Source organism: Perlucidibaca aquatica (genome assembly GCF_001676655.1).
GTDB classification, from domain to species: Bacteria; Pseudomonadota; Gammaproteobacteria; order Pseudomonadales; family Moraxellaceae; genus Perlucidibaca; species Perlucidibaca aquatica.
The window spans coordinates 1,268,045-1,291,710 of sequence record NZ_LZDB01000002.1 but is presented as its reverse complement, the minus strand read 5'-3'; the positions used below and the strand labels follow the sequence as shown (position 1 = coordinate 1,291,710).

Annotated in this window: 22 protein-coding genes and 2 tRNA genes; 14 read left to right on the top strand and 10 right to left on the bottom strand. The window is 55.6% G+C overall.

The window, feature by feature from the left end:
• The 3 genes from A8710_RS09830 to A8710_RS09820 all read left to right on the top strand — a co-directional run bounded on the left by A8710_RS09830 (position 1) and on the right by A8710_RS09820 (position 1,346).
• Positions 1-91 (top strand) — tRNA-Ser (locus tag A8710_RS09830).
• A gap of 92 nt (positions 92-183) precedes the next feature.
• Positions 184-260: transfer RNA gene (locus A8710_RS09825), tRNA-Arg, on the top strand.
• A gap of 171 nt (positions 261-431) precedes the next feature.
• Positions 432-1,346 carry a CDGSH iron-sulfur domain-containing protein gene (locus A8710_RS09820; RefSeq protein ID WP_082968785.1) on the top strand — a complete coding sequence of 305 codons (915 nt, stop codon included), beginning with the start codon at positions 432-434 and terminating at the stop codon, positions 1,344-1,346.
• Here the strand turns inward: A8710_RS09820 and A8710_RS09815 are convergent.
• Positions 1,323-2,105 carry an SDR family oxidoreductase gene (locus A8710_RS09815; protein WP_068860084.1) on the bottom strand — a complete coding sequence of 261 codons (783 nt, stop codon included), beginning with the start codon at positions 2,103-2,105 and terminating at the stop codon, positions 1,323-1,325. The genes A8710_RS09820 and A8710_RS09815 overlap by 24 nt on opposite strands.
• Before the next feature lie 171 nt (positions 2,106-2,276).
• Here A8710_RS09815 and A8710_RS09810 point away from each other — a divergent pair, with 171 nt between their 5' ends.
• From A8710_RS09810 to A8710_RS09795, 4 genes are read left to right on the top strand one after another with little or no spacing between them, the layout of a single operon-like run.
• Positions 2,277-3,473, top strand: coding sequence for an L-dopachrome tautomerase-related protein (locus A8710_RS09810; protein WP_068860082.1), 1,197 nt, complete (start codon positions 2,277-2,279; stop codon positions 3,471-3,473).
• 27 nt (positions 3,474-3,500) lie between these two features.
• Complete coding sequence (locus A8710_RS09805) at positions 3,501-4,403, top strand: acyltransferase (RefSeq protein WP_406609605.1); 903 nt, start codon at positions 3,501-3,503, stop codon at positions 4,401-4,403.
• Positions 4,400-5,254, top strand: a complete 855-nt coding sequence (locus A8710_RS09800; protein ID WP_068860078.1) for an alpha/beta fold hydrolase — start codon at positions 4,400-4,402, stop codon at positions 5,252-5,254. Before A8710_RS09805 ends, A8710_RS09800 begins: the two co-directional genes overlap by 4 nt.
• 44 nt (positions 5,255-5,298) lie before the next feature.
• Positions 5,299-6,366: a mechanosensitive ion channel family protein gene (locus A8710_RS09795; RefSeq protein WP_068860076.1), complete on the top strand. Its 1,068-nt coding sequence runs from the start codon at positions 5,299-5,301 to the stop codon at positions 6,364-6,366.
• A gap of 81 nt (positions 6,367-6,447) precedes the next feature.
• On the opposite strand, the gene A8710_RS09790 is transcribed toward A8710_RS09795, so the two are convergent.
• The 5 genes from A8710_RS09790 to A8710_RS09770 all read right to left on the bottom strand — a co-directional run bounded on the left by A8710_RS09790 (position 6,448) and on the right by A8710_RS09770 (position 13,116).
• Positions 6,448-8,103, bottom strand: coding sequence for a DUF4394 domain-containing protein (locus tag A8710_RS09790; RefSeq protein ID WP_068860074.1), 1,656 nt, complete (start codon positions 8,101-8,103; stop codon positions 6,448-6,450).
• 62 nt (positions 8,104-8,165) lie between these two features.
• Positions 8,166-8,999, bottom strand: coding sequence for an S-formylglutathione hydrolase (gene fghA / locus A8710_RS09785; protein ID WP_094078705.1), 834 nt, complete (start codon positions 8,997-8,999; stop codon positions 8,166-8,168).
• Between the two features lie 7 nt (positions 9,000-9,006).
• The gene (locus A8710_RS09780; RefSeq protein WP_068860071.1) at positions 9,007-10,125 is read right to left on the bottom strand and encodes an S-(hydroxymethyl)glutathione dehydrogenase/class III alcohol dehydrogenase; all 1,119 of its coding nucleotides are present in this window, start codon (positions 10,123-10,125) and stop codon (positions 9,007-9,009) included.
• Between the two features lie 136 nt (positions 10,126-10,261).
• On the bottom strand, positions 10,262-12,043 hold the full coding sequence (locus A8710_RS09775) for a hypothetical protein (protein ID WP_068860070.1): 1,782 nt from the start codon (positions 12,041-12,043) through the stop codon (positions 10,262-10,264).
• Between the two features lie 140 nt (positions 12,044-12,183).
• A complete protein-coding gene (locus A8710_RS09770; protein ID WP_068860069.1) occupies positions 12,184-13,116 on the bottom strand; it encodes a LysR family transcriptional regulator in 933 nt (310 codons plus the stop codon).
• 82 nt (positions 13,117-13,198) lie between these two features.
• Here A8710_RS09770 and A8710_RS09765 point away from each other — a divergent pair, with 82 nt between their 5' ends.
• The 3 genes from A8710_RS09765 to mmsB are packed head-to-tail and all read left to right on the top strand — an operon-like array spanning position 13,199 to position 16,850.
• Positions 13,199-14,698, top strand: a complete 1,500-nt coding sequence (locus A8710_RS09765) for a CoA-acylating methylmalonate-semialdehyde dehydrogenase (RefSeq protein WP_068860067.1) — start codon at positions 13,199-13,201, stop codon at positions 14,696-14,698.
• 31 nt (positions 14,699-14,729) lie between these two features.
• Positions 14,730-15,890 carry an acyl-CoA dehydrogenase family protein gene (locus A8710_RS09760; RefSeq protein WP_068860065.1) on the top strand — a complete coding sequence of 387 codons (1,161 nt, stop codon included), beginning with the start codon at positions 14,730-14,732 and terminating at the stop codon, positions 15,888-15,890.
• Between the two features lie 51 nt (positions 15,891-15,941).
• Positions 15,942-16,850 (top strand): 3-hydroxyisobutyrate dehydrogenase, encoded by a 909-nt coding sequence (gene mmsB, locus A8710_RS09755; RefSeq protein ID WP_068860063.1) that lies wholly within the window; start codon positions 15,942-15,944, stop codon positions 16,848-16,850.
• Positions 16,851-16,885: 35 nt separating this feature from the next.
• Here the strand turns inward: mmsB and A8710_RS09750 are convergent, their stop codons facing one another.
• Positions 16,886-17,872, bottom strand: a complete 987-nt coding sequence (locus A8710_RS09750; RefSeq protein WP_068860061.1) for a putative solute-binding protein — start codon at positions 17,870-17,872, stop codon at positions 16,886-16,888.
• A gap of 296 nt (positions 17,873-18,168) precedes the next feature.
• Between A8710_RS09750 and A8710_RS09745 the strand changes: the two genes are divergently transcribed.
• Complete coding sequence (locus A8710_RS09745; protein ID WP_082968784.1) at positions 18,169-19,038, top strand: lysophospholipid acyltransferase family protein; 870 nt, start codon at positions 18,169-18,171, stop codon at positions 19,036-19,038.
• A 25-nt stretch (positions 19,039-19,063) separates the two neighbouring features.
• Entirely contained in the window at positions 19,064-19,819 is a 756-nt protein-coding gene (locus tag A8710_RS09740) for a class II aldolase/adducin family protein (protein ID WP_068860059.1), read from the top strand.
• A gap of 24 nt (positions 19,820-19,843) precedes the next feature.
• Here the strand turns inward: A8710_RS09740 and A8710_RS09735 are convergent, their stop codons facing one another.
• Entirely contained in the window at positions 19,844-20,773 is a 930-nt protein-coding gene (locus tag A8710_RS09735; protein WP_068860058.1) for a sterol desaturase family protein, read from the bottom strand.
• 12 nt (positions 20,774-20,785) lie between these two features.
• Positions 20,786-21,175: a DUF4345 domain-containing protein gene (locus A8710_RS09730; protein WP_068860057.1), complete on the bottom strand. Its 390-nt coding sequence runs from the start codon at positions 21,173-21,175 to the stop codon at positions 20,786-20,788.
• A gap of 106 nt (positions 21,176-21,281) precedes the next feature.
• Here A8710_RS09730 and A8710_RS09725 point away from each other — a divergent pair, with 106 nt between their 5' ends.
• Together A8710_RS09725 and A8710_RS09720 are read left to right on the top strand one after the other, a co-directional pair.
• Positions 21,282-22,304, top strand: coding sequence for a helix-turn-helix domain-containing protein (locus tag A8710_RS09725; RefSeq protein WP_068860056.1), 1,023 nt, complete (start codon positions 21,282-21,284; stop codon positions 22,302-22,304).
• 83 nt (positions 22,305-22,387) lie between these two features.
• The gene (locus A8710_RS09720; protein ID WP_068860764.1) at positions 22,388-22,909 is read left to right on the top strand and encodes a TrmH family RNA methyltransferase; all 522 of its coding nucleotides are present in this window, start codon (positions 22,388-22,390) and stop codon (positions 22,907-22,909) included.
• Here the strand turns inward: A8710_RS09720 and A8710_RS09715 are convergent.
• Positions 22,906-23,661 (bottom strand): TSUP family transporter, encoded by a 756-nt coding sequence (locus A8710_RS09715; RefSeq protein ID WP_068860055.1) that lies wholly within the window; start codon positions 23,659-23,661, stop codon positions 22,906-22,908. The genes A8710_RS09720 and A8710_RS09715 overlap by 4 nt on opposite strands.
• Positions 23,662-23,666 lie beyond the last annotated feature (5 nt).

Genomic DNA, 23,666 nt, shown 5'->3' with positions numbered 1-23,666 from the left:
GGAGAGTTGACCGAGAGGCCGAAGGTGCTCCCCTGCTAAGGGAGTAGGGGCCAAAAGCTCCTCAAGGGTTCGAATCCCTTACTCTCCGCCATCATCGCGTAAGTTGTTCTGAGTGTTTGAATTTCAAGCAACATCAGCTTGACGATACCGAGGCCGATCCATAGAATACGCGGCCTCAGCAATGCGCCCATAGCTCAGCTGGATAGAGCACCAGGCTACGAACTTGGGGGTCGGGAGTTCGAATCTCTCTGGGCGCACCATATAAAACAAAGGGTTAACCGGCAACGGTTAGCCCTTTTGTCTTTCTGGGTGGAGTGCGCATGACGAACAGTGTGTTGGGAATAAAAAAACATCGTCATGCCTCGCGAGTCCTTTCCGCTGTACAGCACTATGTCCCAGAGCATGTGCAGGATTCATCCCAATTGCCTGTAATGCCCGTGGTCGCCTGTATTGAACCTGCGTTGGTCTCGCTACAAGTCGGTCAGCAGTACGCATGGTGTAGTTGCGGACTATCTCAACGCCAGCCCTTTTGTGATGGCAGCCACGCGGGCACGTCTTGGAAGCCGCTCATTTTCACCCCTAAACGCACGCAACTGGACTGGGTCTGTACCTGTAAGTTCACACGCCAGCCGCCATACTGTGATGCTGCGCATAATCGTTTAAATGAACTCTATCAGCGCAAAATACAGGAGTCTGAATTGCCAAGAATGGAGCAGGAAATCGTGTGGATGTCTGATGCCGCGGCGCACACCCGGGCACCCAGAGTCGTGTTGATTCATGGCCTTTTGGCAGGCCAGCACATGGCTAGGCATCTCTTAAGTTGGTTGAGAGAGGCCGGCTTTGAAGACGCTAGCCTATTTAGCAATAACACGTCACCTCGGGTGGTTGCCGATTTCCTGCAAGTCGCCAAAGCGCAGGGCCGTCAGATCGCGTTGGTGGGTTATAGCCAAGGTGGTTTTCAGGTCATTAAAGTGGCTAAGGTGCTGGCGACTCGTGGTTTGAATGTGGATGTGTTGGTGAGCATTGCCGCAGGTGGGTTGGGGCGCTTGCATCCGGCGCAGTGGGCGTTTCCGGTGCGTCGAATCCCCCGCAATATTCACACACTGCTCAATATTTATTCCCACGCAGACCGCTTAGGGACCGACCCAACATCACGGGGGAATGCCTTGCCTAGCAGCGTGGCAACTCAAGTAGAAAATATCGCTTTAGCAAAGGTCGAGGGCGTGGATCACTTGGCCTTGGTGCGTTGCTATCCGGTCGAGCGTCAACACCCGGTGGTGAGGGAACGGGTACTGACACCGCTATTGACTGCGCTCAGGGGGCTAAGCCCCCACGACGGCACTTAAGCCGCCATCTACCGCCAGAATTTGGCCGGTAATGTGTTTGCCGGCGGCACTGGCAAATAGCAAGGTAGCGCCCATTAAGTCCTGCTCATCGCCCAAGCGCTGGAGGGGAGCCTGCTTTGCCATGGCATCACTGCCAACGCGTTCGATGAGTCCTTGGGACATTTTGCTCGGGAAGAATCCGGGGGCAAGGGCATTCACGTTAATACCAAACTGTCCCCACTCGCAGGCGAGCGCGCGGGTGAAATTCACCACAGCGCCCTTGCTGGTGTTGTAGGCAATGGTTTCCATCCACGGCGGGTTTCCGCCGAGACCCGCAATAGACGCTACATTGATGATGCGACCCTGGCGGCGGGGAATCATGCTGTCTCGCGCGACAGCTTGTGCCAGCAGGAAGTAGCCACGCACATTCAGATCCATGACTTTATCCCACGCGGATAGCGGGTGCTCGCTGGCGGCTGCACCCCAGCTTGCTCCGGCGTTATTGATCAAGATGTCGATATGCCCCAGTCGTCGCAATGACTCGGCCACCAGTTGAGCGATGCTGTCGGGGTCGCCCGCATCGGCCGCTATCCAGTCGGCATCAATGCCGGAAGCGCGGAGCTGCTCGGTGGCCTGGGCTAGGTCTGCGGCTTTACGCGAGCTGAGCATAATGCGCGCGCCCGCCGAGCCAAGTGCCTGAGCCATTTGCAGACCGAGCCCACGAGAGCCGCCGGTAATTAAAGCCGTTTGGCCAGTCAAATCAAACAACGATAAGCTCATAACGATTTTCTCGAGAAATGCCTGATTAAGGAGGCGATATCTGGAGCATACACATGGGTAAGTGCTTGAAAATGACCAAATATGACAAAATGACCTGCAAGTTCTGTTAGTTTGCGTTCATGCTTAGCGCCATGAGCGTTTAATGATGTATCGCCTCAGGAAGCAGTCCCTATGTTGAAGAAGGCCGATCAGCGTTTATTAGTTCGACAAAGTAGCAGTCGATATCGATCAGCTCGCAGTGGGGTGGGTAAAAAACGGGCATTACTCGCCATTGTGGTGTTGGCCTTGGTGATTGGCGCTATCTACTTGCGCTTTGGTGGTGGCAAGCCCTACCCAGACCTGACGATGCCTGCCGCGAATATGCCAGTGCTTGAGGAGGTTTTGGCCTACCCCGAGCCATTGGGGAATCTCGCGGTATCGGCGACTGGACGCGTATTTTTTACGGTACATCCGGAGTCGCGTCCTTCAGGCAATAAACTTCTGGTGCGTGAAACGGATGGCCGCATTCGTGCCTTTCCATCGGAGGCTGCTCAGGCCGATTTATTCGACGCGGTAATGGGTGTCGTGATTGATGCTCGCGGTACTTTGTGGACCATCGATCATGGTCAGCATGGGTTTCGTCAGCCCCGTTTATTGGGTTTTGATATCAAAACGGGCAAGGTGTTAAAGGATTTTTCGCTGAAGTCGGATGTGGCACCTAAGGGTTCTTTTTTGCAGGACTTGCAGGTCAATTCAACGGGTACCATGGCCTATATTGCCGATGTGAGCTTCCTGCGAAACACACCCGGCTTGGTCATGGTGGATCTAAAGTCGGGTGATGCCTGGCGTGCGCTGGACCAAGATCCGTCGGTCATGCCGCAATCGTGGATTATTCGAAACCCCACTAAAACGATGTCTTGGCTGGGTGGGCTGTTTACGTTGAAGCCCGGCATTGACGGCATCGCCATCAGTAAAAATGACCAGTTTTTGGTCTACGGCGCCATGGCGCATGACACCTTATTCAGTGTGCCTACTGCGGCGCTTCGCCGTGAAGAGGCTGGGCAGGCTGCGTTGCAAGTTAAAGCCCTGGGTCGCAAGCCATTGAATGATGGCTTGTCTATGGATCGTAACGATAATATTTTCATCACCGATGTAGAGCATGGCAGCGTCATGAAGATGACGCCCGCGGGCTTGCTCAGCACAGTGGTGCAAGATTTGAAGCGCTTGCGCTGGGCGGATGCCCTGTCTTTTGGGCCAGATGGCTGGCTTTATGTGGCTGACTCGGCCATCCCGGATCAGATGTTGCGCAGTAAGTCTCATATGCGTGAGCAAGCGCCGTATCGCATATTTCGTTTCAAGCCCGGCACTGAGGGCGTGCCCGGGCAATAACTGAGAGGATAGGTCATGTTGTTTTGGTTGCCACGCCCGCTACAAGCGCTCTTTATGCTGCTGCTGATGATCGTTAATGTGTCCTTTTGGGTTATTCCAATCTACATAGCCGTTATTCTGAGATTGCTGATTCCCATTGGCGCGTGGCGAAATCTGTGCTCTCGTTTTGCCTCCAAGTGTGCGCAAATCTGGGCGTTTTTTAACTCCCTGTTTATTGCCGTGTTTATGCGTGTGAAGTGGGATATCCGCTTGCCCGAAAGCCTTGACCCCAAGGGCCAATATTTGGTGTGTGCTAATCACCAATCGTGGAATGACATTGTGGTGGTGATGAAGGCTTTTGGTTTCAAAACGCCATTTTTCAAGTTCTTCCTGAAGCAGGAATTGATTTGGGTGCCGCTACTGGGCCTGGCGTGGTGGGGTTTAGATTACCCCTTTATGAAACGGTACACGCGAGAGCAAGTGGCCAAAAATCCGGCCCTAAAAGGTAAGGACATTGAAACCACGCGCCGAGCCTGTGAAAAGTTCAAAACTCAACCCGTGCTGGTGCTGAACTTTCTGGAAGGCACACGCTTTTCCCCAGAGAAGCACGCGCGCACGCAATCGCCGTATCGCTATTTATTGAAGCCGAAATCGGGCGGATTAGCCTTTGCCATGACGTCGTTTGGGGAGCGTATTAACACGCTGTTAGACATCACTATCGTGTATCCCGATGGCTCAAAAGGTCTGTGGGATTTCTTGGCAGGTCGTGTGCCACGGGTGATTGTGGAGGTGAAGTCCATTACGCTGCCGCATGCCTTTTATCAGGGTGATTATGAGAATGACCCCAAATACCGTGCCGAGTTCCATACTTGGGTCGCGCAACTTTGGCAGGCTAAAGATCAGCGCATTGGCGAGTTGTTACGGGAAGCAGGGGAGGCTTCGTCATCATGAATCTACATGAGTGGGAGCAGGGTGGGGATTACCTGGAGCTGAATGACGGCCGCGTGTTTTTTCGCGTGGCTGGTGAAGGCGAACCCTTACTCCTGTTGCATGGTTTTCCAACCAGCTCGTGGGACTTTCAGGCAATTTGGCCGACACTAACCAAACGTTATCGCGTCATTACCTACGACAAACTCGGGTTTGGTTTTTCAGATAAACCCCGACAGGGTGACTACACCATTGGCGCGCATTTGCAGCGGACCTGGGCTGTATTGAGTGCGCTGGGCATCACGAAGGTCAGAATCCTGGCACACGATGTGGGCAACACCATCACGCAGGCCTGGCTGGCACGTCAACTAGAAGGGCCGGTGCCTGTTCAACTAACACGTGTGTGCTTGCTCAATGGCGGACTGTTTCCCGAAGCGCACCGGATGCGCCCCTTACAACGTCTGTTGCTCACCCCCTTGGGGCCTTGGGTGGCGCGCTTAAGCAGTGCAAAACGCTTCGGCAAGGGCATGGCAGAAGTGTTTGGGCCCAATACACAGCCGACGCCTCAAGAGCTGTCAGACTATTGGACGCTGATGTCTCGCCAGCAGGGCCAGCACTTGCTTCATAAGCATATTCAGTACATTCGCGAGCGCCAACGTCAACGCACTCGATGGGTGGGGGCGTTACAACACACGCTGGTGCCTTTGAGCCTGATTGATGGCATACACGATCCCGTATCGGGCGCACATATGGTGGCGCGGTTCCGGGAACTGCTGCCTGGGCGGCCAGTAACCGAGCTGCCCTGCGGCCATTTCCCTCAAGTCGAAATGCCTGAACAGGTATTGCAGGCACTGACACAACATTGGGCTGATTAGCCACGCTGGCGATACGCGCTCGCGTTTTATCTTAGGAATTTTTCATGATGGTGGATTTGGAATTTATCTGGCAAGGCAATAGCCTGCGCGACTGGAGCACGGCGCTTGGCTTGGCGCTGAGCATCAATTTGTTTGTGGGCGTACTGAAGTGGCTCATTGAGCATCGCTTAGCGAAAGTGGCACGTACATCGCACCGGAAAATGGACGATGTAATTGTTGCGATGGCGCGTTACACCAAGCAACTCCTCGTGTTTGGGGTGACCTTGCTGGCGGGTACACGCTACCTTGATTTGCCCGTAGGTATTGATCATGTCTTGATTAAAGTCGCCACCATTGCGGGCTTTTTGCAGCTGGGTTTATGGCTGAGCGGCGCACTCAATTTCTGGATTGAACATTATCGCCGTCAAAGCATGAGCCGAGATTTAGCCGCCGCGACTAGCCTTGCTGCGATCAGCTTTGTCGGTCGCGTCTTGCTGTGGACCTTCTTGGTCCTGTTTATGCTGGATAACCTTGGCGTCAACGTAACAGCCATGGTGGCGGGCTTGGGCGTGGGCGGTATTGCGGTGGCATTAGCCATGCAAAACATCCTGGGCGACCTGTTTGCCTCGTTATCGATTGTGATTGATAAGCCGTTTGTGATTGGCGATGTCATTACCGTGGACTCGTTCACCGGCAGTGTTGAACATGTGGGCCTGAAAACCACGCGCCTGCGCAGCAGCACGGGTGAGCAAATCATTATCTCCAACAGTGACCTGCTGAAAACACGCATCCGTAATTTCAAGCGCATGACCGAACGACGCATGTTGTTCAATTTCGGGGTGGTGTACGAAACTTCTCCCGCGCTACTGGCAGCCATTCCCGCGCTACTGCGGGACATTGTGGCGACCGTGCCGCAGGCTCGTTTTGAGCGCGCACATTTCAAAGCGTTTGGTTCATCGGCTCTCGAGTTTGAAGTGGTGTATTGGATGACCAATCCAGACTTCCAGCTCAGCATGGATGCACAGCAGCAGGTGAACTTGGCGTTGCTCGAGCGACTGCAAGAGGCGGGTATTGAGTTGTCTCATTCGGCGGCCGCGCTAGCCCCTGGGGCTTTAAAGCCAGTGTCTCGGTAAGCACTGAAATTCACCGAGGTCTCCTGTAGATACAAAAAAGCCCACGTCCCGAAGGCGTGGGCTTTTTTGTATGAGCGTGACTTAGAAACGAATAGCGATATCGATAAAGTCGCTGGAGTTCGCAAGAGTTCCAACGAGCGTCAGAGGGCTGGTGGTGGCTGAGGTATTGACGCGATACAGCGAGAAGTTACCGCTGGCTGCTGTGCGTGCCATGAGCAGTTGGTTTTCGTTGTTGCGACCGGAGATGTCGAAACCCACAGGGCTGGTACTGTCTAAGGTGATGCCAAGGGTAGAAAGTCGGGTTAATGCGCCTTGCGATGTTGTCGTGGAGAAATCTTGCGTATTCAGTGAACTGCTCGCGCGATCAATCACCAATAGGCTGGTCACGGTACTGGTGCGGAAATTATTGAAGTAAGCAGCGGCTTTCACAACGGGTGCCGGTGTACCTGTGACAGCACTATTCCCACTCACAACACCATCTTCTACGTTAACAACCGCGTTTGAACGATCGGCACCAATTAAACGAAGGCGATTCTGCGTTGAGCCCGTTGTTGGTGTGAGCGGGTTGAAGTCTAAAGTATATTGCGTGGCGCCATTGAGTGGCGTTCCCAGGGTTCTCACGTTGGTAAGTGTCCCATTAGTGGCAACAGAGTAGATTTTGCTGGCATCAGACAAGGCATAGAGCGTGCGGTCGGATTGTCTGAAGTCAATGCCAATAACCTTTTCGCCCATTGCCAAGCCGCTAAGGTCTGCGGCATTACTGACATCGTTTGGCTGATTGGCGCGGAAAGTGTGAATTTTATTGCTACTGGTGAGTGCGGTGACTGTTGGGTTGGCCGTGGTAATGAAGGTAAACGCCTTGTACTTAATGCTGCCGGTCAGTCTGGGCGGTGCGGCGAAAAATGTAGCTGCGTTAGCGGCGCCGCTGACACCTGGATTGATGTTGTAGAACTGCTGTGCGCCACCCACGGTGAGTAAAGCAAGTCCGGCGTTATTCACGGGGTTAATGTCATAGCCATCGATGCTGTCGACGTTCGTGCTGCCTAACAGACTCTTTGGGTCAGACTGAGTTCCGTCGTTAGGTGGGTTCTGAAGGTTAACGCGGTCATTGGTGGTACTGCTATCCAGCGTAAACAGGCGAGTACCGCGGCCGGTGCTAGTGAAAGTATCTTCATACGCGGCACCGGTAATGGTGTTGCCGGCAGCAATATTTGAATCTGTTGCGGTATCGCCGGTGCTGACATCCACTCGCAAGTTAGCGCCATTGCTGCCAATGACACGCAGTCGATCGACGACTGGGTTGAAGTCAATGGTGTAGCTGGTATCGGTGAGTGCAATTTGGGTTGTAGTGCCATCCGAGACTAGTGTGCTAAGTCGAATAAAGGTGCCGGAATTAGGGTCAATCCGAATAATACGACCTTGAGTGCCCGTTTTTGTGAGGGCGTAGAGTGCTCCTTCCGAGTTCCGATAATCAATATCTTGAATAACTTCATTAGGTTCTAAAGCCTGTGGATTTGGCGTGGCACTGGCCGTTGTTGCACGAGGTATGCCCCGAACACTGCGGGCGAATTCCATGCTGTCCAAATCCACACCCACAATACTGTCGTCGGTGGTGAGTAAATATGCATTCGGAGCGGACACGGGCACGGTAAGCGTGGGCGCATTGCCGCCACAGGCGGCCAGGCCAGCGCTAGCGGCGGTGATCAGCAATACGCGGGGAAACGAAAAAAGATGCATCTAAAGGCTCCGGATTGGGCACAAACTTGCGCATGAGTGTAACGGCATCTTGACCGAAACGCTTAGCGCTTTAACTGGTTGGCATGATGTCGCAGATGATCGGCAATAAAGGTGCTAATAAAGTAGTAGCCGTGGTCGTAGTCGGTGTGCCGCCGCAGCGTTAGGGGTTGGTTGGCCGCTTGGCAGGCCTTTTCGAGGCAGTCTGTATGCAGTTGTGGCAAGAACTGATCGGCTAGGCCTTGGTCAACCAGTAGCGGCGGGCAGCGGTGACCTGCAGCAATGAGAGCTGAAGCATCATGTGCCGACCAGGCGGCAGCATTATCCCCTAAGTAGCCTGTAAAGGCTTTTTGCCCCCATGCGCATTGACTGGGCGCGGCAATGGGTGCGAAGGCGGAAACCGATTGATAGCGTTCAGGGTGTTTGAGTGCCAAGGTGAGGGCACCGTGGCCGCCCATGGAGTGGCCGAAGATGCCGACGCGCTCAGCGTCCGCGGGAAAATGACTCAGGATCAGGCTTCGCAGCTCCTCGCTCACATAGGTTTCCATGCGGTAGTGGGTTGACCAAGGGGATACCATAGCATCGAGATAAAAACCTGCGCCCACACCAAAGTCCCAGTTCTCACTTTCACCGGCAATGCCCGCGCCCCGCGGACTGGTATCGCAGGTTACCAGCATGAGGCCGAGCTCAGCGGCCAGGCGCTGGGCGCCGGCCTTGATCATGAAGGTCTCTTCGGTGCAGGTCAGGCCGGCCAAGTAAAACAGCACGGGGACCTTTTCATGGAGGGCTTGCGGTGGTTGGTATACCGAAAAGCGCATGGGTAGGCCAATCACCGCCGAATCATGCTCGTAATAACCTTGCACACCGCCGAAGCAGGCGTGCGTGCTGCGCGTCGTCACGACCACCTTAAAACTCCACCACGGAGCGGATGGACTCGCCGCGCTTCATCAGTGCGAAACCTTCGTTGATGTCTTCGAGCTTGAGCTTGTGGGTGATCAGCGAGTCGATGTTGATCTTGCCTTCCATGTACCAGTCCACGATTTTCGGCACATCGGTGCGGCCGCGCGCGCCGCCGAAGGCTGAGCCTTCCCACTTGCGCCCGGTGACGAGCTGGAACGGCCGCGTGCTGATCTCGGCACCGGCTTCCGCGACGCCGATGATGATGCTGCGGCCCCAACCCTTGTGCGTGCATTCCAGGGCATCGCGCATGACCTGGGTGTTGCCGATGCACTCGAAGCTGTAGTCGGCGCCACCGTCGGTGAGCTGCACGATGGCATCGACGATGTTGCCGCCGGCCGCGGCGATGTCCTTCGGATTGAGGAAGTGGGTCATGCCGAACTCGCGTGCCATCTTCTCGCGTTCGGGGTTGAGGTCGACGCCGATGATCTTGCCGGCGCCGACCATCTTCGCGCCCTGAATGACATTGAGGCCGATGCCGCCGAGACCGAACACGACGACATTTGCACCCGCTTCGACTTTGGCGGTGAACAGCACGGCACCGATGCCGGTGGTGACGCCGCAGCCGATGTAGCAGACCTTGTCGAAAGGGGCATCTTCACGAATCTTCGCGAGCGCGATTTCCGGCACCACAATGTAGTTTGAGAAAGTGGACGTGCCCATGTAGTGGAACAGGTCCTGGCCATTCAGCGAGAAGCGCGAGGTGGCATCGGGCATGAGGCCGCGACCTTGCGTGCTGCGTATGGCCTGGCAGAGGTTGGTCTTCTGCGACAGGCAGAACTTGCATTCGCGGCATTCCGGCGTGTACAGCGGAATGACATGGTCGCCCTTGCGCAGCGACTTCACGCCGGGGCCTACATCGACCACCACGCCGGCACCCTCATGGCCGAGGATGGCCGGGAACAAGCCTTCGGGATCGGCACCGCTGAGCGTGTAGTAGTCGGTGTGGCAGATGCCGGTGGCGCGAATTTCGACCAGCACTTCACCCGCTTTTGGGCCAGCGAGGTCGACAGTTTCAATGGTCAGCGGCTGACCGGCTTTCCAGGCTACGGCGGCACGGGTTTTCATGGGGTGTGCTCCAAGGGCAGGTGTACAACGAATTAAAATATTGGCTACAAAGTAGCAAGTTCAGTGTTGTGATGTCACTTAGTCAAAATGCAGAAGCCCGCCATTTGGCGGGCTTCTGCATGAATAACGGGCTGAATTAGGGGGTGACGCCTAATCCTGGGATTTCTAGTTCCCCCGTGTTTCCGCTCGCTAGACCCTGAAGTGTTGTAGCGATTTGCTGCAATTGCTCTGCCGAGGGCAGGCGGGGTGGGAGAGTAACCGTGGGCAGTGTGCCCGCGAGTGCATAATCATAGGCTCTGACGCTATCAGTCCCAGCGACACGCTCATCGCCAAAGACATATTTCCCTTTCGGAACATCATAGTAAAAGCTTGCAGGACTGGATTTAAGCGCAGCGGCTGCACCATTTAGCTCGGCAGGTAAGCCCGGAATACGTCCAGTGAGGTCGTCCACAGAGCGACCCAGTGTTTCCGTGCCGAAATTGTGCCAGCGAACGGCCATGATGTTGATTTTACCCGTGCGAATTTCATTAACACGGTAGCCAGCGGTTGGACCAAAGCGAGTATCGAGCAGCTTATCGGTGCCAAATTGATTGTCGTTGATGGATCCATTGGCTGAGCCAGGAAGCGGTAAAGGGCTGGTGCCGCCACTGACGCGACGAAGATCTAAGCCTTCTTTGGTGAGTGCACTCAGTGCTGGGTTGATTAATGATGTCACCAGTGTGTCGGTTAGTGCCCCTTGGCTGACTTGTGCACCATAGAAGTTGACCGCAGGCGCTTGTGTGGAAAGGTCCGCTAAGCCAGTGCCGGGCACCAAGGGCTCAAAGCCGGGAATGCGAGCAAAGGGGCTGGCGGCGATGAGTTCTCGAGGTTTTTGGCTATGCAGGCGGCCCAATGCATCGTAGGCAACTTGAAAGATATCCATCGCAGTTGCACGCGTGGGGAATTGGCCTGCGTTTAGCGGGTAGGCAAAGGTATAGCTGGCATTCTCGGCGATGACTTTGTCATTACTGCGCGTCGTGGGCGTTACCGTGAACTGACTGCAGCGGCGACCTAAGAAGGCTGCTGTAATGGTCTTACAGGTTGTGGTGATATCTAACGTCAGCGACGTGGGGGCATGAATTGCCAGCGTGTCGGTGACACCATGTTGATCTAGCGCGGTTGAAATGAGTAAGTCCAGATCGAGGGTGGTGCTAATGGTGAATTGCTGGCCTACCGCTACATTCGTGGTGAGGAACGGCGTAAAGACTTGGCCCGTCGTCACGCGCTCTGTCCGGGTGCGCGTGTAGGTGTCTAGTGTGCGAATGTTATGTGGAATGACCCAAGGTGCAAGGTCAGGCACGCCATAGCTTGCCACTAAATAGGCGGCCGTGGTCGCTAAGCCATACGTTTGAAAAAGGGTTTGTAGCGAGGGTGTTTGGTTGCCCGGCTGCAGAGGAGTCGGCAGTGCAGGTGCGGCTGGCAATTGCTCGGTAGGCAGGCCTGCCCGATTAACAGCCGTCATCAAGAACTCACTCAGCTGCTCACCCAACGCGATCATTTCGGGAGTTTGGGGCTCACCTTCCTGTGGACCAAACTCGGTAATGAAACGAATGACCTCGAGCAGAATCTCATCGGGCATTTTTTGACCCATGGCAATCGCCGTTAACGTGGCGGCCACTTCAGTGGGGTCTAGTTGGCTAGGTACTTCAAAGGGTGACTCGCCGGAGTCTGGCAGCGTCGGTAAGGTGTTTGGCAGCCCCGGATTTGTTGGCGCAGGTTTAGCGCCGGTTAGCAGGGAGAAAAGATTTGTCACGCCTGAAAGGGGCGAATTTGCATTCGGGGGTGTCAGGCCGGGTAAAGTGAAATTGCTCAAGCTGAAACCAGCGAGCGCAATCCCAGAAAATAAGCTGCTAGCCAGTAAGGTTTTTTTGAAGTTCATAGCAAGGCATCTCTACAGGGAGGATCGGCCTTGGCAGTAAATCATAATGAATATGACAACTCGACTAATGTTGGGTTGTGCCTTGGTTATACGTAGACAAAAACCTACCGTTTGTCGGTTCTGTTGTTTGTTTGTATTTTTTATGTGCACTTGGTTGCGTGAGCTCCCAGCAGCCGTTCTTGGCTAGCACGGGCACGCTCACTCAAATAACTTGCAACGGTTGTGATACGTTTGAGTCGTCGTAAGTCTTCGCTATAAGACATCCAGAACTGCCGTGTGAGTTGTATTTCTGAGGCGAGAACGGGACTAAGCCGAGGATCGTCATCTGCTAGGAAGCAAGGCAAAATAGCCAATGCGCGACTTTGTAGCACCGCCTGATGTTGCGCGAGCACACTGGTGCTACGCAAAGTGCTCACGGCGTTTGGCGCAATTTCATCGAGATAAAGTAGCTGAGCGCTAAAGGCTAAGTCCTGCACATAGTTAACAAACCGGTGGTCGTTTAAGTCTGCGCGACTGTGAATGGGGGAGTGGTTAGCTAGGTACTCTGGTGTGGCGTATAGCCCTAGCTGGTAGTCGCACAGTTTGCTGGTGATGTAAGGGCCGCGCGCCGGACGCTCCAAAGTGATGGCAATGTCTGCTTCGCGTCGCGACAAGCTGACAAAGTGAGGAACGGGGAGCACATCAATCGAGATGTTGGGGTAGCGATCTTGAAAACTGACCATCTCCGGGATCACGAAATACGTGCCAAAAGCCTCCGTGCAACCAATGCGAACATGTCCCGCCAAGGCGCTACCGGTGCCGGATACCGCTTCACCCGCCGCCTGCATCGCGCCTTCCATGGTTTCGGCGTGACTGACTAATTGCTGGCCGTCTTGCGTGAGGGTAAAGCCCGTGCTGCGCGACTTGTCGAAGAGCAACGCGCCCATCGCTTCTTCCAGCGCACGGATGCGTCTTGCCACGGTGGTGTAGTCAACGCTGAGGCGCTTGGCGGCGGCGCTGGCAGTGCCCGTGCGAACGACCTCGAGAAAAATGCGAAGGTCGTCCCAGTTCAGTTGCTTTATGTTTTTTTGCATATCAAATATGGATCAATGCGGGTTCATATTGCATTTTAACCTATATATGCTCAGCTCCATCCTATTTTCAAGGCAGACCCTCATGACCTCTATTCCTACCGTCAAGCTGCTTATCAACGGCGAGTTTGTTGAGTCCAAGACCACGCAATGGCGCGATGTCGTTAATCCAGCTACGCAGCAGGTGTTGGCGAGGGTGCCACTGGCCACGCCGGAAGAGCTGGCATTAGCTGTGGCCTCGGCGAAAGCGGCTTTTAAAAGCTGGCGCAAAACGCCCATCGGCGCGCGTGCGCGTATTTTCTTGAAGTATCAGCAGCTGATCCGGGAAAACATGTCCGAAGTGGCGGCCATCCTCACCGCCGAGCAGGGCAAGACCCTGGCCGATGCTGAAGGTGACATCTTCCGTGGCCTTGAGGTGGTTGAGCATGCGGCCAATATTGGCAGCCTGCAGATGGGTGAAATGGCCAATAACGTCGCGAATGGCGTGGACACCTATACGCTGCAACAACCACTGGGCGTTTGCGCCGGCATCACGCCGTTCAACTTCCCGGCCATGATTCCGCTGTGGATGTTCCCGATGGCGATTGCTTGTGGCAACACCTTCGTGCTCAAGCCATCCGAGCAGGACCCGATGAGCACCATGCGCCTGGTCGAGTTAGCCGTTGAGGCGGGTATCCCGGCGGGCGTGCTCAATGTGGTGCATGGTGCCGAGGACATTGTGAATGGCCTTTGCGATCACCCGGATATCAAGGCGATTTCCTTTGTTGGCTCAACCCGTGTGGGCACACATGTGTACAACCGTGCCACGCTGGCCGGCAAACGTGCCCAGTGCATGATGGGTGCTAAAAATCACGTCGTGGTGCTGCCGGATGCACCCAAAGAGCAAACGCTAAACGCCTTGGTAGGGGCGGGTTTTGGCGCTGCTGGTCAACGCTGCATGGCGTCGTCGGTGGTGGTGCTGGTCGGTGAAGCGCGTGAGTGGATTGATGAGATTGCTCAGCGTGCGACCACGCTTAAAGTAGGTGCTGGCCATGACAAGGGCGTAGAGATTGGTCCGGTTATTTCCTGTGCTGCACTGTCGCGAATTGAAAGCCTGATTGCTACTGGCGTTGAAGATGGCGCGCGCCTCGTACTCGATGGCCGCCAACCTGCGGTGCCGGGTTTTGAATCGGGCAACTTTATTGGCCCGACATTGTTTGCTGGTGTGAAGCCAGGCATGCGTATTTACGATCAAGAAATCTTCGGGCCGGTGCTGTGCGTGGTTGAGGTTGATACGCTCGACGATGCCATTGCCCTGATCAACGCCAATCCCAACGGTAACGGCACTGGCATTTTTACCCGCTCCGGCGGCGCTGCTCGTCATTTCCAAGAAGAAATTGATGTGGGTCAGGTCGGCATTAACGTGCCTATTCCGGTGCCGGTACCGCTGTTCTCCTTTACCGGCTCGCGTGGCTCCAAGCTCGGTGACCTTGGTCCCTACGGCAAGCAGGTCGTGCTTTTTTATACCCAGACGAAAACCATCACCACGCGCTGGTTTGATGAAGATGCGGTGAGCACCGTTAATACCACCATCAGTCTGCGCTGATAGGCGTATTTGAACGAGAGGGTTTGCGACTGTGAACTTTGACCTGAACGACGACCAGCTCGCTTTCCAGCAGCTGGCCCGCGATTTCGCTGCGCGTGAGCTGGCACCTCACGCGGCACGCTGGGACGCTGAAGCGCATTTTCCCATTGAGGTGTTTCGCCAGGGCGGCGAACTCGGTTTCTGCGGTCTGTACTCACCGCCAGAGCAGGGTGGCCTCGGGCTGACGCGACTGGATTCAGCCATCGTGTTTGAGGAGTTGGCGGCAGCAGACCCGTCCACAGCAGCCTTCTTCACCATCCATAACATGGCGACGTGGATGCTCTGCGGCTGGGGCCAAGCGGACTTGAAAGCCCACTGGGGGCCGTTGCTAACCTCGGGCTCAAAACTGGCGTCGTACTGTCTGACCGAGCCCGATGCGGGGTCAGACGCCGCCAACCTGAAAACCATCGCTCGCCGTGAAGGTGATGATTATGTGCTGAAGGGCTCGAAAGCCTTTATCTCCGGCGCGGGCAGTACCGACATGCTGGTGGTGATGGCGCGTACGGGCGTGGCAGGCGCTAAAGGCATTAGCGCCTTTGCCGTGCCTGCCGATCTGCCGGGCATTCGCTACGGTAAGAAGGAAGACAAGATGGGCTGGAACAGTCAGCCCACGCGCGCCATCTTTTTTGATGAGGTGCGAGTGCCGGCGGCGAATCGCTTGGGCGAAGAGGGCGAAGGCTTTCGCATCGCCATGAAGGGGCTGGACGGCGGGCGCATCAACATCGCCACCTGTTCCGTCGGTGCCGCGCAAGGTGCGTTTAATGCGGCGCAACGCTATCTCGGCGAGCGTCAGCAGTTCGGTAAAAAGCTGGCGGACTTTCAGGCCCTGCAATTTCGTCTCGCGGACATGGCCACCGAGTTGGTGGCGGCGCGGCAGATGATTCGCTTGGCCGCGAGCAAGCTCGATGCCGGTGCAGCAGATGCCACAACGTATTGCGCCATGGCCAAGCGCTTCGCCACCGATGCTGGCTTTCAGATTTGTAATGAGGCGCTTCAACTTCATGGCGGCTATGGCTATCTGCGCGACTACCCGCTGGAGCGCTTGCTGCGTGATGCCCGTGTGCATCAAATTTTGGAAGGCACGAACGAAATCATGCGCGTCATCATTGCGCGCCGCATGCTCGAAGCGGATGCCCCCGACAGCATTCGCTGATCGCTCGCTACGCGGTCGTTGAATTAACAGAATTTGGAATAGGAAGCAGACATGACAACCACTATCGCTTTTATCGGTCTCGGCAACATGGGCGGCCCGATGGCCGTAAACCTGCATAAGGCCGGCTTCAAGGTCACGGCTGTCGATTTGTCGGCCGATGCGAGAGCCAGGGTGGCCGCTGAGGGTGTGTCTGTTGCCGCGACAACGAGTGATGCCTTAGTCGGTGCTCAGGTTGTTATTTCCATGTTGCCCGCGAGTCGCCATGTGGAAGGGCTTTACCTTGGTGATGGCGCGGCCAATGCTGGCCTGCTGGCGAGCCTGCCCGCGGGCACGCGCATCATCGACTGCAGCACCATTGCACCCGCGAGTGCGCGCAAGGTTGCGGCAGCGGCGCAGGCCCGTGGACTGTCCATGATTGATGCGCCGGTATCGGGTGGCACGGCCGGTGCCGCTGCTGGCACGCTGACCTTCATGGTGGGTGGTGAAGCAGATAGTGTTGCCGCTGCTCAGCCCTTATTGCAGGCCATGGGTAAAAACATCTTCCATGCCGGCGATAGCGGTGCCGGTCAGGTCGCCAAGGTTTGCAACAATATGCTGCTGGCCATCCACATGATCGGCTCGGCGGAGGCGCTGACGCTGGGCGTGAACAACGGGCTAGATCCAGCGGTGTTGTCGGAAATTATGAAGCAGAGTTCGGGTGGCAACTGGTCGCTGGAGAAATACAACCCGATGCCGGGTGTGATGGCAGGCGTACCGGCATCGCGGGATTACAGCGGCGGTTTTGGTACGGATCTGATGCTGAAAGACTTGGGTCTGGCCGAAGAGGCTGCGCTGGCCAGTGCCTCGGCCATTCCGTTGGGTGGTTTAGCGCGTAACCTGTATGCCGCACACAGCGCCAGCGGTGCCGGTGCGCTGGACTTCTCCAGCATCATCCGGCTCTTGCAGAAGAAGCCTGCGTAAGGGCAGCGCTCAACTGTTTGTGCGGCGGGGCAGCGTTACTCCGCGTTGTCCGAGCACTCTGCGGCTGAGGCATCGATTTTGCAGCGTACTTTCTTCAGTAGCTTCATCATCTTCACGTCGTAAGTGCCATCCTTCGTGAGGATCAGTCGTGATTCACGCATCATGACCACGTAGCGGGCTTTGTCGTTTGCGCTCAATTCCATCCAGTAGTTTGCCGGAATCGTATCTTCAGACTGCTTAGCGATGAGCTCGGCGCGATCGAGCTGTGTGAGTGAATAGGCACGAGCCTTGGCGCCGAAATCAGCGGGCCACTTGTCCTTGCGGATAATCATCATGCCGGTCATTTGAATCAGCGGAAAGCGATACACCGCGCCGGTGGTGCCAAGCCCTTTGTAGAGCTCAAATGGCTTATAGGCGATGGCCGGTGCCGCAATGATATCGACCTGCCCGTTGTTGAATTTTGGGGCAAAGCTGGTGATGTCAGACGCCACGGGTTGCAGACCCATTTGCTGAGCCATTTTGGCTTGTGACTTGTCAAAGTCGAGCACGGCAATTTTTTTGCCGGCGGCCTTCTCAATGGAATTGATGTTGCGGTCGCGGACCATGATGTAGGCCCCGCCCAAGGGAGCGACACCGATCACTTCGTATTGCCCCGAGGTCATTGCGGGGGTCATTTGTGGACTGGCAATCGCTTGCAGGGCAATGCGCAAATGCTTGTAGGTAGGCACCGCGCCAATCGAATCTAAGCTACCCACAAAATGATTGAACTGACGCCCACGCAATGTCGTGACCGCAATGCCATCACATTGACCGGCTTTGAAGTCTTCAGTAACGACGCGCTCGTCCGTATAGGCTTTTAACGTGAGCGGAATTTTCCATTGCTTGGCAACCAAGGCGAAGTCTTTAGCAATTTCAAATGCAGGCCCTTGAGCGCCCAAGGGATCAAATACGCAGTACAGGCCTGCCATCGAGTTGCTACTGATGGCCAAAAGAGCCGACGCGGCGAGTGTTTTTATTTTCATCTAATTCATCCCAGAATTTAGGTGCAGTTAAACAAACTGCTAGGTCTTATTGTGTTGGCGATTGTAGGATGATTTCAGTGAGATGACCTTAGCGATGTGCAGAAATTAAGCAGTCATTTGGGGTCAAAAATCGGTGACCGTTGAATTAGTAGACAATTGCCGAAAATTCAAACAAAACTTGGAATCCCTTGTGCTTACTGGCATACAGGCGGTTCACGGCAGCTTTCCCACGAACTTGTCCACAGCAGTCGGGGATAAGTTTTTCAAATCAGGATGATTGACGGAATAGGTGGTACATGGCTCGATTAACCCGTGCTGAGCAACTGGCGCAGCAAGCTTTTGGCGACTTTAAGGCGCCATCAGCAAAGAAATTACATCGCCTGATGGCGCCCATGCGAGCGTGGTTTAGCCCACAATTTTATGGCTTAGACAGCTTGGACCTAAAGCGTCCGGCCTTGTTTGTAGGCAATCATGCGCTTTTTAGCATTGATGCTGGTCTCATGCTGGATCACCTCTACACGCATTACGGCGTGCTGCCGCGTTCACTGGGCGATCACCTACATTTTCGAATTCCCGGCTGGGGCCAGGCCGTGACAGATTACGGCGGGGTAGAGGGCACACCCGAGAACTGCAGTGAACTAATGCGGCGTGGCGAATCCATACTGGTCTTTCCCGGCGGCGCGCGTGAAGTGAATCGCCGTAAATCCGACCGATATGAAGTGATTTGGAAACAACGCACAGGCTTTGCACGTCTCGCTATCCAGCATGGCTACGACATTATTCCGTTTGCGTCCGTGGGCGCTAACGAGAGCTACGAGATTGTTCTTGATGCCGATGATGTGCGCAGCTCAACGCTTTGGCAGTGGCTGGATCGTGGCGGCCGATTGAACAAATTAGTGCGCGATGGTGATCTGCTTTCGCCGGTGGTAAAGGGCATTGGCCCGACCCTGTTACCTCGCCCACAACCCTTTTACTTTGCCTTTGGCGAACGCATTTCGACTGCGCCTTGGCAAACCGAGGCGGTGGATCAGTCCAGTCTGTGGGCTGTGCGCGATCAGACCGAACGTGCCATTCATAGTTTGATGGCTCAGCTGCAAGTGCAGCGCCAAATAGACCAACCTAAATGGCCGGCTTGGCGACGCTGGTTGGCGCCATTACAAGACTGAGCGGCAGGCATTAAGAGGAGTACTTATGGACCTACCATCACTACAAGGTCAGGTCAGCGCCGAGGAATGGCAGCTGCGGTGTGATCTGGCTGCCTGCTATCGCTTAGTGGCTGCCTATGGCTGGAGCGATTTGGTATTCACGCATATTTCGGTGCGACTGCCGGGACCGGATCATCATTTTCTCATCAATCCCTATGGCCTGATGTTTGACGAAATCACGGCGTCCTCGTTGATCAAAGTCGATCAGTACTGCAACAAGCTCAGCGAGTCGTCGTTTCCGGTCAATCCGGCCGGGTTTGTTATTCATAGTGCGGTACATGAGGCGCGTGAAGATGTGCAGTGTGTACTGCACACGCATACGCGTGCCGGTGTGGCGGTGAGTGCGCAGAAGGCGGGCGTGCTGCCGATCTCGCAGCAATCGACCTTTGTGCTGGCGTCGCTGGCCTATCACGATTACGAAGGGGTGGCGTTTCGGCCGGATGAGAAGCCGCGCCTGCAGGCGGATCTCGGTGCCGCGAATTTCCTCATGCTGCGCAACCACGGTCTGCTGACCTGCGGCGCCAGCATTGCGGATGCGTTTCTCAATATGTATGTGTTCGAGAGCACTTGCCAGATTCAGCTCGCGGCACAAGCCGGCGGCGAGCTGATTTCGGTGGACCCGCGCATCGTTGCTGGTGTTGCCGAAGCTATGCGCGTACAGACCGGCGGCATGGGCGGTGCCTTTGCCTGGCCGGCGCTGCTGCGCAAGGTCGAGAAGCTAGATCCGGGCTATCGCAGCTGAAAAAGCCAGTGACGAGGAGGCTAATTAGCGTTCCTCGGTCTCCCAGGTGCGCACCGGTTTGTGACCGGGGCGTTGCCAGTCCGGCGGCATGATCAGGTGCTTCAGGCGTTGACCCAACGGGCCGGGCGAGAAGACATCGCGCAGCATATCCACCATTTCGTGCACATTCAGCACCAAGAAATTATAGGAGCGAATCTGCTGAGTGATGCCGTACTCGACCTTGGCCTTTTCCTCGGCGTAAGTGCCGAACATCCGATCGAAAATGATCAGCACGCCACCGTAGTTCTTGTCGATGTATTCCGGGTTGCGACCGTGGTGAACGCGATGGTTGGACGGCGTATCAAAGAGGTATTCGTACCACTTCGGGAAGCGTCCGACGGATTCTGTGTGCACGAAATACTGGTAGGCCAAGTCAACGGCTAAGCAGAACATGACCACGGCTGGCGGCACGCCGAGCCAGACCAGCGGTAGGTAAAACACGAAGCTACCCACAAAAGCGTTTAGCAGGCTCTGCCGCATGGCATTGGTAAAGTTCATGGTCTCGCCACTGTGATGCGGCACATGCGCTGTCCAGAACCAACGCACGCGGTGCGAGGTGCGATGGAACCAGTAGTAGCTGAATTCTACCGCCACGAAAATCGGCAGGATGGTCCAGCCATTGACCGGGATGTCGAACAGGCGGTGGTTAAACACCCAGGCGAAAATGCCCCCTGTGAGCAGTAGCCACATCACACCCTCAAAGACTTGGTAGCTGGCACCGAGTGATAAGTTGGCGATGATTTCTTTGGGGGGAAAGCTGGCGTGATGGCCGCGCTGCTTTTGCACCACAAACTCAATCATAAAGGCGAGCAGAAATAGGGGCGTCATGCCGATCAGGAAGACCTGCTTCCAATCCACATCCTGGCCAAAAATACTGTGTAAAAACGGCATGAGGGGTTGCAGTAGTTCCGTCATGAGAAGTCTCCTTTAAGCGGCTTTTGAAAGGCGGTTAAACAACACCCAAGAGAGGAGGGTAGTGATACTTTCGAGCACGATCAGCCCCTGTATAAACGCATTCGGTTGGCCATCAATTGCCACACTAATGAGGCGACCCGTGACCAGGCCGCCGACAATGAGCGCTTGCGCCAGTAAGGCTGGGCGCAGATAGGTTTTGCAGCACAAGCCAGCTAGCAGAAACAAACCCATACCGATCTGCAAGCCGCCGTAATTTGCGCGCAATTCGTTCAGTGCACTCACGGTGTTGATGTTGAGCTCGACCGGCGCCATCGCCGCTAAAGGGTCGTAAAATGTGTTGGCGCCAATGAGCAGAAAGCTCAGGCCGCAGAGCAGCAGAAAACCTTGCGTGAATTTTTCCATGATGGTGTGCCTCGTGGTTTTTTGGTTTCTTTTACACGACGCATCATGTCGTCTTTATGGCCAGCTGTCTTGACGCTTTAAGACGCTTTTTGACATAGTCTGCCAAATGCAAAACTCATCTGACGCTTCCGTTTATGTCGCCGCCTCTATCGCGAATTTGCTCGTCTGTTTTCTCGACCAGCGACGTTTGGCGTTACCGGTGTTGCGTGAACGTTTAACTAAATTAGCTCAAGGATCACGCTTTCCCATTACCACTTGGTGGGCCTTGCTGGAAGAGATTGAACAGGCGTGTCCGGATGAGCCGGCACTTGGGTTGCAAATAGGCCGTTGTGCTCAACCGCATCATATTGGCGTGCTCGGCTACCTCGCCATGTACAGCGAAACCCTTGGCCAAGCGCTGTTTCGCTTTAGCCGATTTCAGCCCCTGTTGCATAACCTCGCGCCCTCGTTGATTAGTCAACAAAATGACACGCTCGTGATTGGCTGGGGCAAGGGTGAGCGTGAGTCCACCCTGCTTTCAGATGATGTCGTCTCTGCGGGTCTGTGTGGTTTTGCCCGCCAGCTCACCGGCCGCAGTGATGTCCGCCTGACGGCGGTATACAGTCCGCACCCGCCGCCTGCCGACCCATCGCCTTACACGATTTTTTACGGCTGCCCGGTGGTTTTCAATAGCTCGGTTTCAGCGTTGCATATGCCGCTTGAGGTCATGGGCTTAGCCATCAACAGTCAGGACCCTCACCTGACCGGGCTGCTCGAGCAGCAAGCAGAAGCGATGCTGCAGGCATTGCCCGAACCGGATTCGCTGCTAAAGGAATTGCATCGCCAGATTGTTGCGGTGCTTCAGGATGGCCCACCCGAGGCGCCCATCGTGGCGGCACGCATGGGCTTGTCTGAGCGCTCGCTATACCGCGCATTGCAGGAACGTGGGCTGCGTTACAAGCAGGTGCTGAATACACTGCGTTTCGAGCTGGCCAAAGACTATTTGCGTGACCTGCAACTGTCATTGCCCGAGATTTCATTGCTGTTGGGCTACGCCGAGCAGAGTGTGTTTTCACGGGCGTTCAGGGAGTGGGCAGGGGAGTCGCCGATGCGTTGGCGCAAAACACAATTACTGGGGAACTCACCTTGACGCGTTTGACCATCAAATCCAGCTCACCCGAGGGCCGTATCAAGCGCGGTCGACGACCGCTGCCGATAGCTGCTGAGCCTTCAATTGTCGAGGCTGGTGAGCGCGCGGTTATTGGCCTGATCAATCCGAAAAGCCCGGACAATGTCGGTGCGGTTTTACGGGCGGCAGGTTGCTATGGCGTGGACACGGTGTATTACACCGGCACACGTTTTGAACGTGCCGCGAAGTATCAACTGGATACCAAGCGACGCAGTGACACCATTGCCTTAACCGGCGTGGCGTCGCTCTTGGCGCAACAGCAGTCTGGGCAGACGTTAGTGTGTGTTGAACTGGCTGAAGGCGCGACGCCGTTGCCGGCATTCCAACACCCATCAGATGCGCTGTATGTGTTTGGCCCAGAAGATGGCTCGATAGATCAAGCGCTGATAGATGCCGCCGATGCCGTGGTTTATGTGCCGACCATAGGTTGCATGAATCTGGCGGCGACGGTGAATGTACTGCTCTATGACCGGCTGGCTAAACAGCAAAACGCCATCGACCATCTCGAGCGCGTTCGAACCAGTCGCGATGTGAATAATCGCTTGGTGGTGAAGGCCGATCGTTAGGCAAGTGCCTGCCAGAGGAGATGCACAGCCATTGCGGTGAGCAGCCAGTTCAGGCCTTGCTGAAAGCCGTCCTCGCTGCGACCTGCGAGCCAGCGCTCACCCAGCCAAGTGCCGATTAATCCGCTGGCGATCATGGCCAGCAGCAGTGGCATCCAGGTGCCGAAAGCAAAGCCGAAAAAACCAAAGGCGATGATTTTTAGGCCGTGCTGCAGGCTCATACAGGCCGAAAACGTGGCCATGTGCTGCTGCCGGTCCAGCGTCTGCGTTTTCATCAGCGCGGCGACCAGCGGTCCCGTAGCGCCAACAAACATGCTGATAAAACTGATGCTAATGCCGCCGCCCCAGAGCCCTGCCTGTTGTGTCTTGCCCTTCAAAGTCGGCCACTTCCCCCAGACCGCGTAGAGAATGAACAGAGCCAGTGCCAGGTTAAGGAGGTGTGCGGGGAGTTCGCGGGCAACGCTGCCCCCGGCGAATGCCCCCGCCAGCGCGCCGACCGCGAACGGCCAGACAATCACGGGTCGGATGTGCTCGCGCATGATCCAGGTACGGCCAACATTGGAGCCAATTTGCACCACGCCATGAAGTGGTATGAGCGCTGCCGGTGGCACGAGAAAAGCCATGATGCCGAGCAGCAGCACGCCTCCGCCAATGCCTAGCCCGGCCGTCAGTGCCGAAGTAAAGCCGGCGCTGATGACGAGCAGGATGGCATGGCTGAGTGCTAGGCCATCGGGCAGTGCCAAGAGCGACTGCATGACCT